Source organism: Aeromonas ichthyocola (assembly GCF_046087985.1).
Classification (GTDB): Bacteria; Pseudomonadota; Gammaproteobacteria; order Enterobacterales; family Aeromonadaceae; genus Aeromonas; species Aeromonas rivipollensis.
This window is the reverse complement of sequence record NZ_JBJSWH010000003.1, coordinates 530,782-550,424: the sequence shown is the minus strand read 5'-3', so window position 1 is coordinate 550,424 and position 19,643 is coordinate 530,782. Positions and strand designations below refer to the sequence as shown.

15 protein-coding genes, 4 tRNA genes, 4 pseudogenes and 1 riboswitch are annotated in these 19,643 nt (G+C 59.6%); of the genes and pseudogenes, 15 read left to right on the top strand and 8 right to left on the bottom strand.

The genetic code is table 11. From position 1 onward, the window contains the following. The first annotated feature begins 66 nt into the window (after positions 1 to 66). From rpsA to pyrF, 5 genes and pseudogenes are all read left to right on the top strand, one after another. Positions 67 to 1,737 (top strand): 30S ribosomal protein S1, encoded by a 1,671-nt coding sequence (rpsA, locus tag ACF2JD_RS11370; RefSeq protein WP_005327816.1) that lies wholly within the window; start codon positions 67 to 69, stop codon positions 1,735 to 1,737. A gap of 92 nt (positions 1,738 to 1,829) precedes the next feature. Next, entirely contained in the window at positions 1,830 to 2,114 is a 285-nt protein-coding gene (ihfB, locus tag ACF2JD_RS11365) for an integration host factor subunit beta (RefSeq protein ID WP_005299934.1), read from the top strand. 156 nt (positions 2,115 to 2,270) lie between these two features. Next, positions 2,271 to 2,555, top strand: coding sequence for a LapA family protein (locus ACF2JD_RS11360; protein WP_290029775.1), 285 nt, complete (start codon positions 2,271 to 2,273; stop codon positions 2,553 to 2,555). A 9-nt stretch (positions 2,556 to 2,564) separates the two neighbouring features. Then, positions 2,565 to 3,732: pseudogene (lapB, locus tag ACF2JD_RS11355) on the top strand (lipopolysaccharide assembly protein LapB). Between the two features lie 18 nt (positions 3,733 to 3,750). Next, positions 3,751 to 4,451: pseudogene (gene pyrF, locus ACF2JD_RS11350) on the top strand (orotidine-5'-phosphate decarboxylase). Here the strand turns inward: pyrF and rrtA are convergent. Further along, positions 4,426 to 5,021: pseudogene (gene rrtA / locus ACF2JD_RS11345) on the bottom strand (rhombosortase). The pseudogenes pyrF and rrtA overlap by 26 nt on opposite strands. Between rrtA and ACF2JD_RS11340 the strand changes: the two are divergent. From ACF2JD_RS11340 to ACF2JD_RS11320, 5 genes and pseudogenes are all read left to right on the top strand, one after another. After that, positions 5,020 to 5,631: pseudogene (locus ACF2JD_RS11340) on the top strand (tRNA-uridine aminocarboxypropyltransferase). The pseudogenes rrtA and ACF2JD_RS11340 sit on opposite strands and share 2 nt — an antisense overlap. A gap of 20 nt (positions 5,632 to 5,651) precedes the next feature. Beyond that, a complete protein-coding gene (gene queC, locus ACF2JD_RS11335; protein ID WP_440987441.1) occupies positions 5,652 to 6,341 on the top strand; it encodes a 7-cyano-7-deazaguanine synthase QueC in 690 nt (229 codons plus the stop codon). Between the two features lie 61 nt (positions 6,342 to 6,402). Then, positions 6,403 to 7,074 carry a 7-carboxy-7-deazaguanine synthase QueE gene (queE, locus tag ACF2JD_RS11330; protein WP_393936974.1) on the top strand — a complete coding sequence of 224 codons (672 nt, stop codon included), beginning with the start codon at positions 6,403 to 6,405 and terminating at the stop codon, positions 7,072 to 7,074. A gap of 1 nt (position 7,075) precedes the next feature. Continuing rightward, complete coding sequence (locus ACF2JD_RS11325; protein ID WP_005327834.1) at positions 7,076 to 7,306, top strand: DUF3820 family protein; 231 nt, start codon at positions 7,076 to 7,078, stop codon at positions 7,304 to 7,306. Beyond that, positions 7,303 to 7,866 carry a cob(I)yrinic acid a,c-diamide adenosyltransferase gene (locus tag ACF2JD_RS11320; protein ID WP_139745568.1) on the top strand — a complete coding sequence of 188 codons (564 nt, stop codon included), beginning with the start codon at positions 7,303 to 7,305 and terminating at the stop codon, positions 7,864 to 7,866. Before ACF2JD_RS11325 ends, ACF2JD_RS11320 begins: the two co-directional genes overlap by 4 nt. A gap of 71 nt (positions 7,867 to 7,937) precedes the next feature. On the opposite strand, the gene ACF2JD_RS11315 is transcribed toward ACF2JD_RS11320, so the two are convergent. Next, positions 7,938 to 8,342 carry an H-NS family histone-like protein gene (locus ACF2JD_RS11315; protein ID WP_226172597.1) on the bottom strand — a complete coding sequence of 135 codons (405 nt, stop codon included), beginning with the start codon at positions 8,340 to 8,342 and terminating at the stop codon, positions 7,938 to 7,940. A gap of 320 nt (positions 8,343 to 8,662) precedes the next feature. After that, a riboswitch (Lysine riboswitch) is annotated at positions 8,663 to 8,834 on the top strand. A gap of 85 nt (positions 8,835 to 8,919) precedes the next feature. On the opposite strand from ACF2JD_RS11315, the gene ACF2JD_RS11310 reads away from it, so the two are divergent. Beyond that, positions 8,920 to 10,500: a Na+/H+ antiporter NhaC family protein gene (locus ACF2JD_RS11310; RefSeq protein ID WP_440987440.1), complete on the top strand. Its 1,581-nt coding sequence runs from the start codon at positions 8,920 to 8,922 to the stop codon at positions 10,498 to 10,500. 86 nt (positions 10,501 to 10,586) lie between these two features. Next, positions 10,587 to 11,168, top strand: a complete 582-nt coding sequence (locus ACF2JD_RS11305; RefSeq protein ID WP_106886613.1) for a thymidine kinase — start codon at positions 10,587 to 10,589, stop codon at positions 11,166 to 11,168. Between the two features lie 54 nt (positions 11,169 to 11,222). Here ACF2JD_RS11305 and ACF2JD_RS11300 read toward each other — a convergent pair whose 3' ends face one another. After that, a complete protein-coding gene (locus tag ACF2JD_RS11300) occupies positions 11,223 to 12,560 on the bottom strand; it encodes a flavohemoglobin expression-modulating QEGLA motif protein (protein ID WP_163137843.1) in 1,338 nt (445 codons plus the stop codon). A 159-nt stretch (positions 12,561 to 12,719) separates the two neighbouring features. Between ACF2JD_RS11300 and ACF2JD_RS11295 the strand changes: the two genes are divergently transcribed. Further along, positions 12,720 to 13,175, top strand: a complete 456-nt coding sequence (locus tag ACF2JD_RS11295) for a type III secretion system chaperone family protein (RefSeq protein WP_161507131.1) — start codon at positions 12,720 to 12,722, stop codon at positions 13,173 to 13,175. 240 nt (positions 13,176 to 13,415) lie between these two features. Beyond that, a tRNA-Ser gene (locus ACF2JD_RS11290) sits at positions 13,416 to 13,503 on the top strand. A 585-nt stretch (positions 13,504 to 14,088) separates the two neighbouring features. Here the strand turns inward: ACF2JD_RS11290 and katG are convergent. From katG to ACF2JD_RS11270, 4 genes are all read right to left on the bottom strand, one after another. Then, on the bottom strand, positions 14,089 to 16,266 hold the full coding sequence (gene katG, locus ACF2JD_RS11285; protein ID WP_440987439.1) for a catalase/peroxidase HPI: 2,178 nt from the start codon (positions 16,264 to 16,266) through the stop codon (positions 14,089 to 14,091). 670 nt (positions 16,267 to 16,936) lie between these two features. Beyond that, a tRNA-His gene (locus ACF2JD_RS11280) sits at positions 16,937 to 17,012 on the bottom strand. 49 nt (positions 17,013 to 17,061) lie between these two features. Beyond that, a tRNA-Arg gene (locus ACF2JD_RS11275) sits at positions 17,062 to 17,138 on the bottom strand. Positions 17,139 to 17,174: 36 nt separating this feature from the next. After that, positions 17,175 to 17,251: transfer RNA gene (locus tag ACF2JD_RS11270), tRNA-Pro, on the bottom strand. 203 nt (positions 17,252 to 17,454) lie between these two features. On the opposite strand from ACF2JD_RS11270, the gene folD reads away from it, so the two are divergent. Further along, on the top strand, positions 17,455 to 18,312 hold the full coding sequence (gene folD / locus ACF2JD_RS11265) for a bifunctional methylenetetrahydrofolate dehydrogenase/methenyltetrahydrofolate cyclohydrolase FolD (RefSeq protein ID WP_005326697.1): 858 nt from the start codon (positions 17,455 to 17,457) through the stop codon (positions 18,310 to 18,312). Between the two features lie 117 nt (positions 18,313 to 18,429). On the opposite strand, the gene ACF2JD_RS11260 is transcribed toward folD, so the two are convergent. Beyond that, the gene (locus tag ACF2JD_RS11260) at positions 18,430 to 19,593 is read right to left on the bottom strand and encodes an aminotransferase class I/II-fold pyridoxal phosphate-dependent enzyme (RefSeq protein ID WP_440987438.1); all 1,164 of its coding nucleotides are present in this window, start codon (positions 19,591 to 19,593) and stop codon (positions 18,430 to 18,432) included. Positions 19,594 to 19,643: the final 50 nt, after the last annotated feature.

Genomic DNA, 19,643 nt, shown 5'->3' with positions numbered 1-19,643 from the left:
CAGATAATTTAAAACAACCCCGCTTGTGCCGGATTGCGAGTGGATGTTTCATTTGTGACACAAACAATGATCGAATCTTTTGCTCAACTCTTTGAAGAGTCCCTGAACGCCGTTGAAACCCGTCAAGGTTCCATCGTCAAGGGTACCGTCGTTGCTATCGAGAACGGTTTTGTACTGGTTGACGCCGGTCTGAAATCCGAGTCTGCCATTCCTGCTGAAGAGTTCAAGAACGCCCTGGGCGAACTGGAAATCAACGTAGGCGACACCGTTGACGTGGCTCTGGACTCTATCGAAGATGGTTTCGGCGAAACCAAGCTGTCCCGCGAAAAAGCCAAGCGCCACGAAGCCTGGCTGCAGCTTGAGAAGGCATACGAAGAGCAAGCTACCGTTATCGGTATCATCAACGGCAAGGTCAAGGGTGGTTTCACCGTTGAGCTGAACGGCATCCGTGCCTTCCTGCCGGGTTCTCTGGTTGACGTGCGTCCGATCCGTGACACCGCTCACCTGGAAAACAAAGAACTCGAGTTCAAGGTCATCAAGCTGGACCAGAAGCGCAACAACGTTGTCGTTTCCCGTCGTGCCGTGATCGAAACCGAGAACACCTCCGAGCGCGAAAGCCTGCTGGCCAACCTGCAAGAAGGTCAAGAAGTTAAGGGTATCGTCAAGAACCTGACCGACTACGGTGCATTCGTAGATCTGGGCGGTGTTGACGGCCTGCTGCACATCACCGACATGGCGTGGAAGCGTGTTAAGCATCCTTCCGAAATCGTCAACGTTGGCGACGAGATCGCAGTCAAGGTTCTGAAGTTCGACCGCGAGCGTACCCGTGTATCCCTGGGTCTGAAGCAGCTGGGCGAAGATCCCTGGGTTGCTATCGCCAAGCGTTACCCGGAGACCACCCGTCTGTCTGGCCGCGTGACCAACCTGACCGACTACGGCTGCTTCGTTGAAATCGAAGAAGGCGTTGAAGGCCTGGTACACGTATCCGAGATGGATTGGACCAACAAGAACATCCACCCGTCCAAGGTTGTTAACGTTGGCGACGTGGTTGACGTGATGGTTCTGGACATCGACGAAGAGCGTCGTCGTATCTCCCTGGGTCTGAAGCAGTGCAAGTCCAACCCGTGGCAGCTGTTTGCCGAAACTCACGCCAAGGGCGACCGTGTTTCCGGCAAGATCAAGTCCATCACTGACTTCGGTATCTTCATCGGTCTGGACGGCGGCATCGACGGCCTGGTTCACCTGTCTGACATCTCCTGGAACAACCAGGGCGAAGAAGCAGTACGTGAATTCAAGAAGGGCGACGAAATCGAAGCCGTTGTTCTGCAAGTGGACCCGGAGCGCGAGCGCATCTCCCTGGGTGTCAAGCAGATCGAAGAAGACCCGTTCAACAAGTACCTGTCTGACAACAAGAAAGGTGCTATCGTGAAGGGTAAGGTTACCGAGGTTGATGCCAAGGGTGCCGTGATCGAACTGGCTGACGGCGTGGAAGGCTACCTGCGTGCCTCCGACGCTGCTCGTGACCGTGTAGAAGACGCCACTCTGGTGCTGTCTGTCGGTGACGAAGTTGAAGCCAAATTCATGGGTGTTGATCGCAAGAACCGTACCGTAAGCCTGTCTGTCCGTGCCAAGGACGAGGCTGACGAGCGTGTTGCCATCGACAGCCTGAACCAACAAGAAGAAGTTGTGTTCAGCAATGCCATGATGGAAGCGTTCAAAGCCGCCAAGGGTGAGTAATCCTTGATGCAAGAAAAGGGCGGCTTCACGCCGCCCTTTTTTATCTTGGCATAATGAAAATTGCATGTGATCGGGGAAGGAGATTTAACCTTATGACCAAATCAGATCTCATCGAACAATTGGCTGCCAGCCGCATGCATATGCCGGCCAAAGATGTCGAAGCCGCCATCAAGGAGATCCTTGAGCAGATGGCATCGACCTTGCAAAACGGCGACCGGATTGAAATCCGAGGATTTGGAAGTTTCTCACTGCACTATCGTGCGCCCCGCGTGGGTCGCAACCCCAAGACTGGGGACAAGGTTGAACTGACCGGGAAATATGTCCCGCATTTCAAGCCTGGTAAAGAGTTGCGCGAACGCGTGAACATCATCGAATAATGCAGAAAATGGCATACCTGGGTATGCCTTTTTTATTTTTACGTCTTTAGATATGTCATTTGTCAGGTTTCTCGCAGTCTTTTCCCATTCGCTCTAGAGTCTGCCTGTGATTTTAAGGATAATCAGTCTCTCATTAGCTACAGACAGGGAGATCTTATGAAGCGTATCTTGGCCCTCATCCCATTGGTGCTGGTGTTTGTTCTGACCCTCGCCATCGGCTCGCAAAATGGCCAGCTGGTGCAGTTCAACTATCTCATCGCCCAGGGGGAGTTCCCCCTCTCCATGCTGCTGGGGTTCTTCTTTGCCGGTGGCTTCCTGTTGGGCTGGCTGGTGTTCGGTCTGCTCTTCCTGCGCTTGAAACTGCAAAACCGCACCCTCAGTCGCACCATGCGTCGTCAATCCCGTGAGTTGGAGCTAGCCCGGTCGCCAGCCAAGGAATAATGTCCCTCGATGCTTGAACTGCTTTTCCTGCTGTTGCCGATTGCCGCCGGTTATGGCTGGTACATGGGACGCAGGAGTGTTCGCCAGGACACCCAGCAACAGAGTAACCAGTTTTCCCGCCAGTACGTGGCGGGCCTCAACTATTTGCTGTCTGACGAGTCGGACAAGGCGGTGGATCTCTTCATCCAGCTGCTGGAAGTCGACAGCGAAACCATCGAAACCCATCTCTCCCTCGGCAACCTGTTTCGTCAGCGGGGCGAGGTCGATCGCGCCATCAAGATCCACCAGAACCTGGTCGCCCGCCAGCTGACCCGGGAGCAGCGTCAGCTCGCGCTGCAGGAGCTGGCCCGGGATTTCCTGGCTGCCGGCCTGCTGGATCGGGCCGAAGCGCTCTGGAAGGAGCTGTGCGAAGACAGCGACTTTGAAGAGACGGCGCTGGCGCAGTTGCTCATCATCCATCAACAGCTGCGCGACTGGGACAAGGCCATCGAGGTCGCCATTCGTCTGCAGAAATTCCAGGGCAAGAAGCTGGCGGAGCCCATCTCCCATTTCTATTGCGAGCAGGCGGAGAGCGCCTTGCGCGACGGTGACAAAGGGGAGGGGCTGGCCAAGCTCAAACGGGCGCTCAGTATCAATCCGGCATGTGCCCGGGCCAGTTTGCGCCTCGCTGAGCTCGCCATGGCAGAGAGGGAGTATGAGCAGGCCAGCAAGGAGCTGCTGCGGGTGTTCGAGCAGGATATCGACTTTTGCCTCCGAGGCAATGCCCAAATTGCTCGAGTGCTATCAGCAGTTGGGGCGCACGCCTGCGTTGATCCCGCTGCTTGAGAAGGCGGTGGAAGATCACGCCGGTGTCAGCGTGACCCTGGCCCTTGCCAAGCTGGTTGAAGAGCGTGATGGCCTGAGCCAGGCCCGTTCGCTGGTGTTGCGTCAGCTGCGTCGTCATCCCTCGATGAAAGGTTTTTACCAGTTGGTGGGTTTTCAGTTGGCCAGTGCGGAGGAGGGGCCTGCCAAGGAGAGCCTCGAGCTTCTGCAACAGCTGGTCGGCGAGCAGATCAAAATCAAGTCAACCCACAAGTGTCGGCAGTGCGGCTTTGCCACTCACTCGTTGTTCTGGCAATGCCCGTCTTGTCGCCAGTGGGGTTCCATCAAGCCGATCCGTGGTCTGGACGGTGAATAACAAGCAATAGGATGTGACATGCAAGACCCCAAAGTACTGGTCGCGCTGGATTATCAGCACGAAGCCGATGCCTTCGCCTTCATTGAACAGATCTCTCCGGCCGAGTGCCGCCTCAAGGTGGGCAAGGAGATGTTTACCCTGTTTGGCCCCCAGTTCGTACGTCAGCTGGTGGCCAAGGGCTTCGAGGTGTTCCTGGATCTGAAGTTTCACGACATTCCCAACACGGTTGCCAAGGCCGTGGCGGCGAGTGCCGAGCTCGGTGTCTGGATGGTCAACGTGCATGCCAGTGGTGGTGAGCGGATGATGCGTGCCGCCAAAGAGGCGCTACTGCCTTATGGCGACAAGGCCCCCCTGCTTATCGGCGTGACCGTGCTGACCAGCATGGAGCAGTCCGACATGAGCCCTCTTGGTCTGGATGTGAGCCCTGCCGAGCAGGTGATCCGGCTGGCTACCTTGACCAAGGCATCCGGCTTGGATGGGGTTGTCTGCTCTGCCAACGAGGCCCATGAGCTTAAAGCCTTGCTGGGTGATGAGTTCAAGCTGGTGACCCGGGTATTCGCCCGACCGGTTCAGCGGCCGGGGATCAGCGCCGGGTGATGACACCGAAAGCGGCGGTCGAGGCGGGGTCCGATTATCTGGTTATCGGTCGCCCCATTACGCAGGCTGCCGATCCGGCCGCCATGCTGGCCAGCATCAATGCCGAGCTGGCTGGTGCGTAACAGGCTCACTCAGTGATACGCGGTGCAGGCCGAGTAACAGGCCTGCACCGGCCCCTTATAAGATGAGAGCCGATGTGTACCCGGGCATTGATCAGGGTGGATATCGGGCTCTCTCCTGCGTTGTAGAAGTCCATCGCCAGCTTGAGCCCCATCCCTGCCAACAGTAGCCAGCCCGAATGCGGCGTCCGTGGCGGATATCCTGCATTGCCCCCCAGACAAACAGACCATGCAGCGAGCCGGATAGTCCCATGTACCACTGGGTCTGCGGGCACCACCACCAGATCCCCAAGCCCACTGCCAGCCAGAGCAGCAACATCAGCAGCGGCAGGCGAGCCCCACCCAGATAGTCGCGAAACAGGCTATAGAGGATGGCGAGGCCGCCCAGGTTGAGCAGCAGGTGCCACAGATTGGTATGGGCCAGATTGCCTGTTATGATGCGCCACCCTTCGCCCTGGGCGATCAGGGCGCGATCGAAGGAGAGCTGAAGATTGGGAACGGTAAAGAAGAGTAGCAAGCAGTGACGAGCGAAAGCGTGATAACCCAGAGCAATCCAGATTTGTCTGACAACATGAAACAGTCCAACGACAAGAACAGTCGATACTGTACACGCTGTACCCGAGCCCTCAAAGCCTGCCTGTGTGATTATATCCAGCAGGTGCCAATCACACGCCCCTCCATATCCTGCAGCACCCCAACGAGGTGGCACATCCCAAGGGGACTGCGGCGCTGCTGGCGGCCTCTTTGCAACAGTGCGAGATCCATGTGGGGGAGGACTTTTCCCGCGATGAGTGGCTCAATGCCCTGCTCGCCGACCCCAAGGTGCAGTGCTATCTGCTGTGGCCTGATGAAGAGGCTCAGACCGATCTTCGCCAACAGCGAGGAGCCGTGAGCCTCTGGCAAAGAGGTGCACTTTATCCTGCTCGACGGCACCTGGCGCAAGGCCTATCGCATGTTGCACAGCAACCCGGCCCTGCTGGCTTGCCCGCATCGGCATTGGCACCATGGCGGGGCAATATTCCATTCGCAAGAAACCCTTTCCCGATGCCCTCTCGACCCTGGAGGCGGGCTATCACCTCTTTATCCCGGTGGGAGGGGAGGCCGGAGCGCTATGCGCCTTTGCTGACCCTGTTCAATCGGTTGAACCCAGTGGCAGGACTTTGCCGAAGGCCGCCGCGCGTGACAATTCAAGGAGTTATCAAGATGAAAAAAGCCGTCGTGGTATTCAGTGGTGGTCAGGACAGTACCACCTGCCTGGTGCAAGCCCAGGCCCTCTATGATGAAGTGCACGCCATCACCTTCGACTATGGCCAGCGTCATCGGGAAGAGATCGAGACAGCTCGTCGTCTGGCGGGGCTGCTCGGGATTGCCGCCCACAAGGTGATGGATGTGACCATGCTGGGTGAGCTGGCCGTCTCGGCCCTGACCCGGGACGACATCCCGGTCAGCGGTGAGCTGCAGGACAACGGCCTGCCCAACACCTTCGTGCCGGGCCGCAACATACTGTTTCTGACCCTGGCGGCCATCTATGCCTATCAGGTCGGTGCCGACACCCTGATCACCGGGGTGTGCGAGACCGACTTCTCCGGTTATCCCGATTGCCGCGACGACTTCGTCAAGGCCCTCAATCAGGCGGTGTCGCTGGGGCTGGATCGCGCCATTCGCTTCGAGACCCCCCTGATGTGGCTCGACAAGGCGGAAACCTGGGCGCTGGCGGATCACTATGGCCACCTCGAGACGGTGCGCCAGCAGACCCTCACCTGCTACAACGGTATCCAGGGGGATGGCTGCGGCACTTGCCCCGCCTGCGAGCTGCGCAGCCGCGGCCTGCAGCGCTATCTGGGCGACAAGGTGGGCATCATGGCCAGCTTGCGCGAGAAAACCGGATTGTGATCCTGCCTCTTTCCCGGGTTTGGGGTATAATCCGCGCCTTTTGCAGCAAGCCGTGACCGAGATGCACTACCCAATCAACGAGATCTTCCAGACCATCCAGGGGGAGGGCGTCTTCACCGGCGTGCCCGCCATCTTCGTTCGCCTGCAAGGTTGCCCGGTGGGCTGCCCCTGGTGCGACACCCGCCATACCTGGGTGGTGGATCCTGCCCGTGAGGTGTGCAGCCGCGAGGTGCTCGACCGATCCAACGAGTCCGATGGCTGGAGCAAGATGAGCACGGAGGAGATCCTGGGGAGCTTCGAGACCCTGGGTTACCGGGCGCGCCATGTGGTGTTGACCGGTGGCGAGCCCTGTCTCTACGATCTGCACGAACTCTCGTCGGCCCTGCTGGCGGCGGGATATCAGGTGCAGATCGAAACCAGTGGTACCAGCGAGATCCTGACCCACGCGCAGACCTGGGTCACAGTCTCCCCCAAGATTGGCATGAAGGGGGGCCTGCCTGTGCTGGTATCGGCTTTGGAGCGGGCCAACGAGATCAAGCATCCGGTGGCCACCGAGCGCCATATCGAGGAGCTCGACGCCCTGCTGGCCACGGCCAGCCTGCGTCCCGACGTGGTGATAGCATTGCAGCCCATCAGCCAGAAGCCCAGGGCCACCGAGCTGGCCATGGCGACCTGCATCGCCCGTAATTGGCGGCTCTCCATCCAGACCCATAAATATCTGAATATCGATTGATATGGACAGACTCTCCGATGAGCGGGTATTGCTCACCCTGGCGGGCAAGATGCCCTACGGTAAATATCAGGGGCGACGCATCATAGATATTCCAGAGCCCTATCTGGTATGGATGGCGCGCAGCGGTTTTCCGGCTGGCGCATTGGGCCAAACCCTGGCACTGGCGTACGAGATAAAACTCAATGGACTCGAATCCATGATTATTCCCATTATTAACAGGATGTCAGAATGAGAATATATACCCGGCAAGGGGACAAGGGCCTCACGCGGCTGGCTGATGGCTCCTCCCTTGCAAAAGATGACAGGCGGGTCGAGACCTATGGCGCCATTGACGAGCTCAATTCCCAGATAGGTCTGCTGATGGCCGAAATACCCGAGAATGAGCCGGCATTATTGGCTGAACTCATATTGCTGCAGCAAGAGCTGTTTGATTTGGGCGGGGAGCTGGCATTTTCCAGCGAGGCGCAAAATGCTTCCCTGTGGCAGGTCAATGAGGCCTGGACGGCGCGGCTGGAGCAACAGATTGACGCCTACAGCGCCCAGTTGCCGGTATTGCGCAATTTCATCCTGCCGAGCGGATCACGGGCGGCGGCGCAAGCCCATGTGGTGCGCACCCTGACCCGTCGCTGCGAGCGGCTGCTGCTCGGCCTGAGCCGGGAAGAGCAGGTGAACCCGGCTATCCTGCCTTATCTGAACAGGCTAAGTGACTGGTTTTTCACGGTGGCCAGATACTTGCTGATCTCTGCCGGCACCCCGGAAGTGCTCTGGGTCAAGGCGGCAGACAGGCGCTGAAACGCCCGGCACTGACACAATAAAAAACCTCGCATGGCGAGGTTTTTTATTGGGCGGGACTGTGCTTCAGATCAGATGGCAAAGTCTTCCACGGATTTGCCTTCGGCCACGGCCTTGGCAATGGCGGAGGGCATGCGGCCCTGGCCGGTCCAGGTTTTTTCCACGCCATTGTCCAGATAACGATATTTGGCGGGGCGGGGGGCACGTTTGCCTTTGCTGGCCTTGGTGCTTTCGGTGGTAACTGTGCCCACCAATTCAGCAGGATCTATCCCCGCGGCTTTCAACATTTCGGCGTATTCGGCAATTTTCTTCTGATGTTCTTCACGGGCCTGGCGTTCGGCAGATTCATCCTGCTGGCGCTCGGCGACCACCTCGGACAATTTCTGCAGTCCCTCTTCCAGTTGCTCCAGGGACAAATCGCGGCAGGCTGCGCGCAGACTACGGATATTCAGCAGAATTTTCAAAAATTCGTTCATATTGGCTACCACGCGAGCAGAAATATTAATGGGAAGGGCTGGTTTTTCGATAATTTATAGGGGGATTTGGCATCAAGTCAAGTCTGCCAAAATAATTAATTAGGCAGATAAATAAAGTCCGGCAATTATTCACGACGCCCGATTTATTCTCTTTGCAGCGGGTTCATTTCCGAATGAGTGCCGAGTAGATGAAAATATCGACCATGTCGTATTTTATGAACCATTTGACTACCATTTTTCCGCTTTTCGCCACACAAGCCTTGAAATTTAATCAAAAAACTTGCTATCACCCGGTGGCTCGATAAAATGTGCCGCGAATACCTTTAAGTAGAGGCGCGCTGCCTATGAGTAACCGAGCGGAGGGTGATGCCTGCGATGCTCGATGAAAGGAGTCGGCGCCGAAGTGACCAGGCCATCATACCGGGTTGCTGGTTCTGCATCGAACAGGTGCAGGACTGCCATAGTCATCCACTATGGAGCGCTACCTGAAGGGGCTGAGGAGTATGCCCGCCCTGGGTTTTGTTTCTTTGATCCTCTCGGTAGATCTCCACCTGTTGTCTTTAGGTGCAAAGAGATCATGGACATCGTTCATTACGCCGACTCCGGTTGGTCCGTCGTTCCCCCCTTGTTGGCCGTCGCCCTTGCGATCATCACCCGCCGCGTCCTGGTGTCGCTGGGGGTTGGTATTGTGGCCGGCAGTCTGTTGCTAAACCAGTTCTCCCCCCTCGATTCCCTGCATTACATGTTGAACACCGTGCTCAAGATCTTCTGGGTCGACGGTGCGATCAACCGGGACAACGTCAACATGATCCTGTTCATGTTGCTGCTGGGGGGCCTCATCAGCCTGATGAGCGTTTCCGGGGCGACCCGGGCCTTCGCCGAGTGGGCGGCGCGCCGCGCCAAGACCCGCAAGGGGGCCAAGGCCCTCACCGGCATGATGGTCTTCGCCTTCTTCATCGATGACTTCTTCCACAGTCTGTCGGTGGGGGCCATCTGCCGTCCGGTCACCGATCGCTTCCAGATCTCCCGTGCCAAGCTGGCCTATCTGCTGGACTCCACCGCGGCGCCGGTCTGCGTGCTGATGCCCATCTCCTCCTGGGGCGCTTACATCATCGCCCTGGTGGGCGGCATAATGGCGGCCCATGGCCTGACCGAGCAGAGCCCCATCTCCGCCTTCGTCGAGATGATCCCGATGAACCTCTATGCGGTCTTCACCCTGATCATGGTGCTGGTGGTGATCGCCTTCCAGCTCGACATCGGCTCCATGCGTCAACACGAACAGTGGGCGCTGGAAGGCAAGCTGTGGGATGAGTCCAAGGGCCGTCCCATCGGCCTGGACATGGAGTCTCCGGAGGAGAGCAATGGCGGCATGATCGACATGGTGCTGCCGATCCTGACCCTGACCCTGGCGACCGTCTACTTCATGATAGATTCCGGCGCCGCCGTGCTGGTCGGCAAAGGCCTGCCGTTCAGCGTGCTCGGCTCGTTCGAGAATACCAATGTCGGCTCCTCCCTGGTCTATGGCGCCCTGTGCAGCCTGGTGGTCTCCATCGGTCTGGCCATGCGCCTCAAGCTGGGTGCCAAGAACTGGATGAAGGCGGCCCCCCAGGGGATCATGGCCATGCTGCCCGCCATCAACATACTGCTGTTCGCCTGGACCATAGGCGCCGTGGTGCGCGACGTGGAGACCGGCAAGTACCTGGCCTCCATGGCCAACGGCAACCTGCCGATCGAAGTGCTGCCGGCAGTGGTCTTCATCCTCTCCTGTGCCATGGCCTTTGCCACGGGGACCAGCTGGGGCACCTTCGGTATCATGCTGCCGCTCGCCGGTGACATGGCAGCCGCCAGCGACATCAGCCTGATGCTGCCGATGCTGGCTGCCGTGCTGGCGGGCTCTGTGTTCGGTGATCACAGCTCGCCCATCTCCAGCACCAGCATCCTGTCGGCCACAGGTGCCGGCTGCCATCACATCGATCACGTGATGACCCAGCTGCCCTATGCGCTCGCCATCGCCTTCGGTGCCGCCCTCGGTTACCTGGTGATGGGGATGATGCACTCTGTGCTGGCGGGTTTCACCGTCAGCGGGCTCTGGTTCATCATCTTCTCCGGTTACCATTTGCGTAAAGCGCGGCTCCAGCGAGACCTGGCGGTTGCATAAATAAAACAAGGGGCCCACGGGCCCCTTGGTTTTGGCAGGGGCTTTGGTTAGCATGCGCCCCATAAATTCAGTTTCGGAACAGTACCATGGCTTCACTGCACTACAAATTTGCCACCATGAACTCGGGCAAGTCGACCCAGCTCATCCAGGCGCATTTCAACTATCTGGAGCGCGGCATGAATCCGCTGGCCATGACGCCGGTCATCGACGACCGCTTCGGGGTCGGGGTGATCCGCGCCAGAGTGGGTCTGGAGCTGAAAGTGGAAGTGTTCAGTGACAGCTGCGATCTGTTCGAGATGGTCAAGGCGCGCCACGGCGAGAAGAAGATCGATGTGTTCATCGTCGACGAGGCGCAGTTCCTGACCCGCGAGCAGGTGTATCAGCTGGCCCGTATCGTCGATGAGCTCAAGATCCCGGTCATGGCCTACGGCCTCAAGACAGATTTTCGCGGCGAGCTGTTCCCCGGCTCCTACCACCTGCTCTGTCTGGCCGACAAGTTCGAGGAACTCAAGAGCATCTGCTGGTGTGGCAACAAGGCACACATGAACTCCCGGGTGAACGAAGCCGGGTTGGTAATGCGTGACGGCGAGCAGGTGGAGATAGGGGGCAACGACCGCTATGTGTCGCTCTGCCGCAAGCACTATCTGGAAGGGCGGGCTTACAAGTAAGCCACAGCATGAAGAAGGGCGCCTCACGGGTGCCCTTTTTTGTCGACGAAGGGCTCAGTCTATCTCTATGTCCACCGGCGCTATGATGGGGTCGGCCACCGGCAGGCGGTGGAACAGCTGGCGAAAATGCTGCTGTACCCGGCCGATGTCGATGAGCGACATGCCGGAGGCGAAGCCGAACCAGACGTAGAGGCCGGTGAGATCGCGAAACATGGGGGGCAGGTAGCGGGGGGCATCGATGAGCCCCTCCAGATAGTGCTGATAGAGTACAGGGATGTCGTCCAGGGTCACCTTGCCGACGAACAGCATGGGCAGGATCTCCGGCACCCCTTCCAGCACGGCGCTGCGGATGAAGTTGACCGTCTCCACATAGCCTCTCACGTAGGAGAGATCCTTGGTGAAGCAGGCGCCTCCCTCGACCATGCCGCCCCTAAACACCCGCTGGGTGATCTTGTAGGCATCGTGCTCGCTGGCCCCCTTCTCGACGAAGTGGCGGAACACCTCGATGAAGTCGGCGCCGCGCTCCGCCATGTCGATGGCCATCACCCGATCCGAGATGCGCTTGGCCCTGTCCGGGAAGGAGCTGAAGGTGAGGGTCTCGATGAGCACAGCCAGCCCCTCCTGGCAGGCGGTGATGCGCGGCGAGCCGGCACCCAGCCAGGTGGCATAGGATTGCTGGCGGCCGTTGAGGGTGGTGCCGACGTGCACCCAGCCCTCGTGCACCTCCAATACCTGCAAGTCCAGCTCGGAGAAGCGGGCGTGGGAGCTCAGCTTGATGTAATCCCCCCCGGCGGCGGCATCGGAGACGATGCCATCGCTCAGCTTGACCTGCACTGTGCCGTCGCTGAAGTAGTTCGACAGCTTGCCCTGCAGTTTGGCCACCGCGGCTTCCCCCTCGAACTCCTTGGGGTAGGGGCGCACCAGATGGCGGGCGCCAGGCAGGGAGAAGATGTCGCACAGCCGGGCTCCCAGCTCTTTCAGGGTCTTGCGATCCCCGCGCAGGTGATCGCTCGCCGAGCCGTAGAGCAACTGGCTGTAGCGCTGAAAGTCCGGCTGCCCGCGCTGGCGCAGCATCTCGATCACCACCATGTACTGATCCACCGTCTCTTGCAGTATCCGGCCAAGATCATCCTGCGGCCCCAGCTTTCTGCGGATCCTGTCCCTCAGCTCCTTGAGCTCCAGGTATTTGTTGCGGGGATCGAAATCGAGGGGGAGGGCCTGATAGAAGTCGGCATCGATGGCGGGCAGCGCTCGTCCGCCCTTGGCAAGAAACTCGGTCTGCAGGTGGCGGGGCCACTTGATGGCATCCAGGATGCGAATGGGTTTTTGCAGGGCGAGCAGTTCATCCGAGAGGGATTTCAGATGCAGGCGATACTTTTCTTGGATGGTCATCGGGCCTTCTGTGGAGGCGAGTGCGGTACGAGAATGGCTGAGTATATGCATAGCGCTTGCCAAAAAGAAGCGAGACCAGGAGTGATCCCGCCTGTGCGCTTTTGGTTGTCGGAAAATTGGTTTAGACTGCGCCCCTTGATCCTTATTGTGTTCGTGAAAATGATGAATATCCCCAGCTCTGAAATGATAATGCGTTGGCTGCAGCAGGCCCGGATCGAGCACTATGTGTGCGATCAGTGCCACGGCATCCACATGGTCTCCCTGCAGTCCGTCGAGGGCATCCAGGAGAGCCGGATCTTCGTGGAAGAGGAAGGGTTGCTGTTTTCATCCGAGCTGGAGGTACGCCCCTCATCGCTGCTGCCCCTGGTGGCCGAGCTGGGTCGTCTCAACATGCAATACCCGTCCCTCAAGGTGTTCCTCGACATCATAGATGACAACCTGCCGCGCCTCGTCGTGGGCCACACCGTCTTCACCAAGGCGGGTCTCTCCGTCGAGCAGTTCCTGCTGTTCGTCGAGAGCACCACGGCTGCGACCCATGAAGTGGTTTCCGAATGTGAACGCCTCGGCTTCCTCAATCTGCCGGAGATCCAGGTCGCACCGGAATCTGTGCACTGAGTTGCGCGTTTAATGTGCGAACGGTTCGCGGCAGCCAAAAAGCCGTTGACGCCGGCGGGGCTTTCCCCTAAATTACGCCCCGTTCCGGCGCAATAGCTCCGCGAATGTCGTGTTGGCTGAACACGTTAAACCACAGACCAAAATTTGGTGATGTGCCCAAGTGGCTGCCAGCCGATGAAATCGGCAAGAAAGCACGCAGCGCGTGCTACGCAAGCCGCAGGCAGATGACTGAAACAATTTGGTGAGGTGTCCGAGTGGCTGAAGGAGCACGCCTGGAAAGTGTGTATACGGCAACGTATCGAGGGTTCGAATCCCTCCCTCACCGCCAAATAAAGTAAAAGGGCCTGTCGCAAGACAGGCCCTTTTACTTTATCCGGTGATGGGCGGCTCGGTTCTAACCCTGGTTCGACAAGGGGGCAGGACAGCCCCCTTGGACAGCCGCAGGCTGCCCGCAGGGCGAGCGCCAGGGATGGCGCGAGTCAATCCCGACCCACCGCCAAATTGAAAACCGACCTCAGGGTCGGTTTTTTGCATCTGGTGGCGCAGCAAAAACTGATGCCCATGGAGGGAGGGTGAGAACCCTCGCCGGGTTCGAGCAGAGCAGCTTGGTGCGATGAACGGCCAACGGCCGCCCCGAAGGGGTGAGCCACGTATCGAGGGTTCGAATCATCCCCTCCCTCACCGCCAAATAAAGTAAAAGGGCCTGTCGCAAGACAGGCCCTTTTACTTTATCCGGTGATGGGCGGCTCGGTTCTAACCCTGGTTCGACAAGGGGACATGATGGTCCGGTTAAATCCAGACCCGCCGCCAACATAAAAACCCGACCTCATGGTCGGGTTTTTGTCTTGTGGTGCCCGGTCATCTCTCACGCATTTCCCTTGAAGCAGGCCTGGCGGCATGCAGGGAGTGAGCCTCAGGCGAGATCGAAGCGATCCAGGTTCATCACCTTGGTCCAGGCCGCCACGAAGTCCTTCACGAACTTCTCTTTCCCGTCCGCACTGGCATACACCTCGGCCAGCGCCCGCAACTGGGAGTTAGAGCCGAACAGCAGATCGACGCGGGTGCCGGTCCACTTGACCTTGCCCGTCTTGCGATCACTCCCCTCGTAGATGCCCTTGGCTCCTGCCGCCGGTTTCCACTCAGTGCCCATGTCGAGCAGGTTGACGAAGAAGTCGTTGGAGAGGGCCCCCGGCGTTGCGGTAAACACCCCGTGGCAGTTGCCGGTGTTGGTGCCGAGCACGCGCATGCCACCGATCAGCACCGTCATCTCGGGGGCGCTGAGAGTCAGCAACTGGGCCTTGTCCACCAGCATGGCTTCCGAGAGCTCTGCGTAGTCACCGCCCAGATAGTTGCGAAAACCGTCGGCGAGGGGTTCGAGCACGGCAAAGGAGTCGACATCCGTCTGCGCCTGGGAGGCGTCCATGCGGCCCGGTGCGAAGGGCACAGTCACAGTGACGCCCGCCAGTTTGGCCGCCTGCTCGACACCGACGCCGCCGGCCAGCACGATCAGATCGGCGAGGGATACCTGTTTGCCACCGGTGGCTGAGGCGTTGAACCCCTGCTGGATGCCTTCTAGGGTCTTGAGCACCTTGGCCAGCTGTGCCGGTTGGTTGGCTGCCCACTCTTTTTGCGGGGCTAGCCGGATGCGCGCCCCGTTGGCGCCGCCCCGCTTGTCAGAGCCGCGGAAGGTGGCGGCAGAGGCCCAGGCGGTCGATGCCAGCTCGGCGACGGTCAGGGAGGAGGCGAGGATCTTCTCCTTGAGGACGGCCAGGTCCTTGTCATCGACCAGGGGGTGATTGACGGCGGGGATGGGGTCTTGCCAGATCAGCTCCTCGCTGGGCACTTCCGGCCCCAGGTAGCGTGCGATGGGGCCCATGTCCCTGTGGGTCAGCTTGTACCAGGCGCGGGCAAAGGCATCGGCGAAGGCCTGGGGATCCTCGTAGAAGTGGCGGGAGATCTTGCCGAATGCTGGATCAAAGCGCAGGGTCAGGTCGGTGGTCAGCATGGTCGGCTTGTGGAACTTGCCCGGGATATGCGCATCGGGAATGATCTCCGGTGCATCCTTGGCCACCCACTGTTTGGCGCCCGCCGGTGACTTGGTCAGCTCCCATTCGTACTTGAACAGGTTCTCGAAGAAGTTGTTGCTCCACAGGGCAGGGGTCTTGGTCCAGGTCACCTCGAGACCGCTGGAGACGGTATCTTTGCCATGGCCGCTGCCATAGTCGCTCATCCAGCCCAGGCCCTGGGCTTCGAGGGGCGCAGCCTCCGGCTCGGGCCCCTTGTGGGACTCGGGGGCGGCGCCGTGGGCCTTGCCGAAGGTGTGGCCACCGGCAATGAGGGCGACCGTCTCTTCGTCATTCATGGCCATGCGGCCGAAGGTGGAGCGGATGTCTTTGGCTGCCTCCATGTAGTCGCCGCTGGCATTGGGGCCTTCGGGGTTGACGTAGATCAGCCCCATATGGGTGGCCCCAAAGGGTGCCGCGAGCTCACGATCGCCCTTGACCCGATCGGGGTCGACCCCGAGCCAGGCTATTTCATCACCCCAGTTGACGTCCTGATCCGGCTCCCACACATCCGGGCGGCCGCCACCAAATCCGAAGGTTCTAAAGCCCATGGACTCCAGCGCGACGTTGCCGGCGAGGATCAGCAGATCGGCCCAGGAAATCTTGTTGCCGTACTTCTGCTTGATGGGCCAGAGCAGGCGGCGGGACTTGTCGATGTTGACGTTGTCGGGCCAGCTGTTGAGGGGGGCGAAGCGTTGTTGGCCACGACCGCCACCGCCACGACCATCCGTGATGCGATAGGTGCCTGCGGCGTGCCAGGTCATGCGGATGAACTGGGGACCGTAGTGACCGAAGTCCGCCGGCCACCACTCCTGGGAGTCTGTCATCAGCTTGACCAGGTCTTTCTTGAGTGCCTTGTAGTCGAGGCTGTTGAATGCCTCGGCATAGTTGAAATCTTTGTCCATGGGATCGGAGCTGGGGGAATGCTGGTGCAGCAGATCCAGCCGCAACTGATTCGGCCACCAATCACGATTGGTTCTGCCGACGCCGGCGGTGTGGTTGAAGGGGCATTTGCTTTCTTCACTCATCTCAGTCTCTCCTTGGAGGGCATGTACATTGCTGACAACTTAGTATGGGAAGATTTCCACTGCGCTGTGTGGGGTCATGGCAGGGGAGCCGTCTGCTGTTGATCGGGTCCTTATCAATAACTCCTTTATTTTCAATTCATTGCGTTATTGTGCAGTGAGCTGATTACGAAAAGATGAATCACGACCATCTAGTTTAACAATCTATTTACGTTCTGCCTGTCTTCTCCTGGTGTCAGGCGCGGCGGCCACGCGTGATAGCGCTGCCTGGGCGCGAGGGGTTGCTCGCCCTTGATGAGGGAAGCTGGCAAGGCATTTGTCTGGTTTTTATCCATATCACGGCCATCAGCATTTAAGCTTGCGCTGCATCATGGTGAGCAGGGATACAGCTGGGGGCCGTGATGGCTCCGATCATTTCTGTGATCCGGCCGGGCGATGTGGCAACGCGGCGGGCTGGCGTGACGCTGACCGACCAGCAAAGAGACAAGCGTGAGGGAGCAGGGGGAACAAAGAGAATATAAGAGGAAGCAGAGCGCTCGGGGCAGGCGGTGAGTCTGGAACGCAGGCACAAAAAAACCGGCGCAGGGCCGGTTTTGATGAGGGCATCAGATGCCCGGTTCATGGCAAGTCAGGCTTGCCCCTGTCGGCTTGATCCAGCACGAACAGACAATAATGGGGTGGCTGATGGGGCTCGAACCCACGACAACCGGAATCACAATCCGGGACTCTACCAACTGAGCTACAGCCACCACTGAAATCTGCCCTCAATGCTCCTCTTCGAGGGAAGAGTCACATTAATGGCGCGCCCTGCAGGATTCGAACCTGCGACCCACGGCTTAGAAGGCCGTTGCTCTATCCGACTGAGCTAAGGGCGCTCTGTATCGAGCCGTCAAAAGACGTCTCGATGAACCTGGTCGGTGATAAAGGATTCGAACCTTTGACCCTCTGGTCCCAAACCAGATGCGCTACCGGGCTGCGCTAATCACCGAAATCTCATCGTCCAGCATACCGGGGGCGGTACGACTGGGCAACGGGCGGGCATCATACCCAAGCGTCAAAGTCAGCGTCAATGACTTTTTCCGCCAGTAAATTCAAATGCCTACTTATTGCCCGCCAGGCGAGAGCCGCTAACACCTGCGCCAAAAAAATGCGACAATGCGCGGCAGTTGAACACATGGTGAGTGAAGAACGATGTCTGCCAAAATCATTGATGGAAAACAGGTTGCGCAAACGATTCGCAATCAGGTCGCCGAACAAGTCCAACAGCGGTTGGCACTGGGCAAGCGGGCACCGGGTCTGGCGGTGATCCTGGTGGGGCTGGATCCGGCGTCCCAGGTCTATGTGGGCAGCAAGCGTCGTGCCTGTGAAGAGGTGGGGTTTGTCTCCCGCTCCTATGATCTCAGCGCCAATGCGACCCAGGAAGAGTTGCTGGCCCTGATCGACCGGCTCAATGAGGATGCGGAGGTGGACGGCATCCTGGTGCAACTGCCCCTGCCGGCTCATTGCGACACCACCCAGGTGCTGGAGCGCATTCGTCCCGACAAGGATGTGGATGGTTTCCACCCCTACAACGTGGGTCGTCTGGCCCAGCGCATCCCGGCGCTGCGTCCCTGCACCCCCAAGGGGATCATGACCCTGATCGAGGCGACCGGCGTCAAGACCCACGGTCTGCATGCTGTGGTGGTCGGTGCCTCCAACATAGTCGGGCGCCCGATGACGCTGGAGCTGCTGCTGGCGGGTTGCACCACCACGACCTGCCATCGCTTCACCCAGGATCTGGAGGCCCAGGTGCGCCGTGCCGATCTGCTGGTGGTGGCGGTGGGCAAGCCGAACTTCATCCCGGGGGAGTGGGTCAAGCCCGGCGCCCTGGTGATCGACGTGGGGATCAACCGCCTGGCCGACGGCTCCCTGGTGGGGGACGTGGAGTTTGAGACGGCGCGCAATCACGCCGCCTTCATCACCCCTGTTCCCGGTGGCGTGGGACCCATGACGGTGGCCAGCCTGATGGAGAACACCCTGAGCGCCTGCCAGGATTATCACGACGCCTGAGCAGGGCCCCTTCCCGCACTAGGGAATGGATGAGAGAAAGGGAAGGCCTGGCCTTCCCTTTTTTATTGCTGGTCGGACGTGATGCTCTGCCGAGGCGATTGGGCAGAGGCGGCCTTGTCAGATCAGGGCCAGCGCCGCCGCCAGATCGGCGATGAGATCATCGGCGTCTTCCACTCCGATGCTGAAGCGGATGAGATCGTCGTTGACCCCGGCCGCGAGGCGGCTCGCCTCGTCCATGGCGGCGTGGGTGGTGCTGGCCGGATGGCAGGCCAGGCTCTCGAGATCCCCGAGGCTCACCGCCTGCACGAACAGCTGCAGGTTGTCGAGCAGGGTGGCGCAGCGCGCGAAGCCCCCTTCCAGCTCTATGCTCACCATGCCGCCAAAGCCGCTGGCGAAGGCGCCAAGGGCGTCGTGGCCCGGGTGGCTGGCGAGCCCCGGATAGATCACCTTCTTCACCGCCGGGTGGGCGGCGAGGAAGTCTGCCACCTTCTGGGCATTGTGCAGGTGGGCATCCATGCGCAGGGGCAGGGTCTTGACACCGCGCTGCAGCAGGTAGGCCTCCTGTGGCCCAATGGGGGAGCCTATGTGCTTGAGGGCCACGGTGCGTACCGACTTCATCAGCGCGTGGGAGCCGGCCACCACACCGGCGATGATGTCGCCGTGGCCGCCCAGGTACTTGGTGCCGCTGTGCATCACCAGATCGATGCCCAGCTCCAGCGGGCGCAGCAGATAGGGGGTGAGGAAGGTATTGTCGCAGACGCTGATGGCACCGACCTTGCGGGCCGCTTCCACCACTACCCGGGGATCCACCACCTTGAGGGTGGGGTTGGTCAGGGTCTCGAACAGGATCACCTTGGTGGCGGGGTTGATGTTGGCCAGCAGATCCTGATCGCTGTCGTAACCTGTGATGGTGATGCCGGCCCGGCTGAAGGTCTGCTTGAGAAACGCATCGGTGCCGCCGTAGAGGGGGCCGACATATGCCACTTCATCTCCGCTGCTGGCCAGGGCATAGAGGATGGCGCTCACCGCCGCCATGCCGCTCGCCACCACCAGCGCCTCGTCGGCGCCCTCAAGGGCCGCCAGCTTCAGCTCCAGTTCGGCGGTGGTGGGGTTGCCGAAGCGGCTGTAGATAAAGCCCGGGGCCTGGCCTGCAAAGCGCTCCTTGCCCGCCTGGGCATTGACGTAGCTGAAGGTGCTGCTCTGGTAGAGCGGTGTGGTGAGGGCGCCGGTCTGGGGATCGATCCGCTGGCCGCTGTGCACGCTCATGGTCTTGAATTTCATCGTTTTGCTCCGTGGTCGCCAGGCTATGGCGTTGTTGTTCTGGTGTGGAA

What these genes read in the sequence shown, in the direction of transcription:
- rpsA (WP_005327816.1), top strand. Translation starts at nt 67, where the DNA reads ATGATCGAATCTTTTGCTCAACTCTTTGAAGAGTCCCTGAACGCCGTT.
- ihfB (WP_005299934.1), top strand. Translation starts at nt 1,830, where the DNA reads ATGACCAAATCAGATCTCATCGAACAATTGGCTGCCAGCCGCATGCAT.
- ACF2JD_RS11360 (WP_290029775.1), top strand. Translation starts at nt 2,271, where the DNA reads ATGAAGCGTATCTTGGCCCTCATCCCATTGGTGCTGGTGTTTGTTCTG.
- queC (WP_440987441.1), top strand. Translation starts at nt 5,652, where the DNA reads ATGAAAAAAGCCGTCGTGGTATTCAGTGGTGGTCAGGACAGTACCACC.
- queE (WP_393936974.1), top strand. Translation starts at nt 6,403, where the DNA reads ATGCACTACCCAATCAACGAGATCTTCCAGACCATCCAGGGGGAGGGC.
- ACF2JD_RS11325 (WP_005327834.1), top strand. Translation starts at nt 7,076, where the DNA reads ATGGACAGACTCTCCGATGAGCGGGTATTGCTCACCCTGGCGGGCAAG.
- ACF2JD_RS11320 (WP_139745568.1), top strand. Translation starts at nt 7,303, where the DNA reads ATGAGAATATATACCCGGCAAGGGGACAAGGGCCTCACGCGGCTGGCT.
- ACF2JD_RS11315 (WP_226172597.1), bottom strand. Translation starts at nt 8,342, where the DNA reads ATGAACGAATTTTTGAAAATTCTGCTGAATATCCGTAGTCTGCGCGCA.
- ACF2JD_RS11310 (WP_440987440.1), top strand. Translation starts at nt 8,920, where the DNA reads ATGGACATCGTTCATTACGCCGACTCCGGTTGGTCCGTCGTTCCCCCC.
- ACF2JD_RS11305 (WP_106886613.1), top strand. Translation starts at nt 10,587, where the DNA reads ATGGCTTCACTGCACTACAAATTTGCCACCATGAACTCGGGCAAGTCG.
- ACF2JD_RS11300 (WP_163137843.1), bottom strand. Translation starts at nt 12,560, where the DNA reads ATGACCATCCAAGAAAAGTATCGCCTGCATCTGAAATCCCTCTCGGAT.
- ACF2JD_RS11295 (WP_161507131.1), top strand. Translation starts at nt 12,720, where the DNA reads ATGATGAATATCCCCAGCTCTGAAATGATAATGCGTTGGCTGCAGCAG.
- katG (WP_440987439.1), bottom strand. Translation starts at nt 16,266, where the DNA reads ATGAGTGAAGAAAGCAAATGCCCCTTCAACCACACCGCCGGCGTCGGC.
- folD (WP_005326697.1), top strand. Translation starts at nt 17,455, where the DNA reads ATGTCTGCCAAAATCATTGATGGAAAACAGGTTGCGCAAACGATTCGC.
- ACF2JD_RS11260 (WP_440987438.1), bottom strand. Translation starts at nt 19,593, where the DNA reads ATGAAATTCAAGACCATGAGCGTGCACAGCGGCCAGCGGATCGATCCC.